Origin of the sequence: Thalassotalea sp. G20_0 (genome assembly GCF_017744175.1) — a bacterium.
Taxonomy (GTDB): Bacteria; Pseudomonadota; Gammaproteobacteria; order Pseudomonadales; family Endozoicomonadaceae; genus Endozoicomonas.
Genome location: NZ_JAGHQV010000371.1, coordinates 1 through 709, shown reverse-complemented (window position 1 = coordinate 709; position 709 = coordinate 1). Strand labels below are relative to the sequence as shown.

Below are 709 nucleotides of genomic sequence, written 5' to 3'. Positions count from 1 at the left end.
CTGAAAAGTGGCAGGGAGAGTGCCATCTGAATTTTTACTGGGACTCTGGTTTGTTTCAACTGAATTAGAAGTCAGTGTTAATTCACCGGAGTTTCCAGCTGAATGGATTGACTGGAGATACTGCTCTCTTGCGATTTTCGCTTGCTTTGAAGCTTCTTCCTTGTTGGCGGTTTGTCTTTTGATTCTCATGTAAGTACTCATATAGATTCTTTGCCCCTCTGCGAGGACGGGATCTTTGCGACGCTCCCTTTGGTACTCCCTTTGGCGCTCCCTTACGCGCTCTGCGAAAGCGGGATCTTTGCGACGCTCCCTTTTGTACTCCCTTTGGTACTCCCTTTGGTACTCCCTTTGGCGCTCTGCGAAAGCGGGATCTTTGCGACGCTCCCTTTGGTACTCCCTGTGGTACTCCCTTTGGTACTTCCTTTGGCACTCTGCGAAAGCGGGATCTTTGCGACGCTCCCTTTGGTACTCCCTTTGGTACTCCCTTTGGTACTCCCTTTGGCGCTCTGCGAAAGCGGGATCTTTGCGACGCTCCCTTTGGTACTCCCTTTGGTACTCCCTTTGGTACTCCCTTTGGTACTCCCTTTCGCGCTCTGCGAAAGCGGGATCTTTGCGACGCTCCCTTTGGTACTCCCTGTGGTACTCCCTTTGGTACTTCCTTCGGCGCTCCAACCGAGAGGCTTTGTTGTCAGTTATTTTTTCTGGTGGG

General features: G+C 51.5%; 1 protein-coding gene. It reads right to left on the bottom strand.

The window, feature by feature from the left end:
- The coding region (locus J7438_RS26560) for a putative RNA-binding protein (RefSeq protein WP_209279027.1) at positions 1-709 on the bottom strand (709 nt) is incomplete at both ends.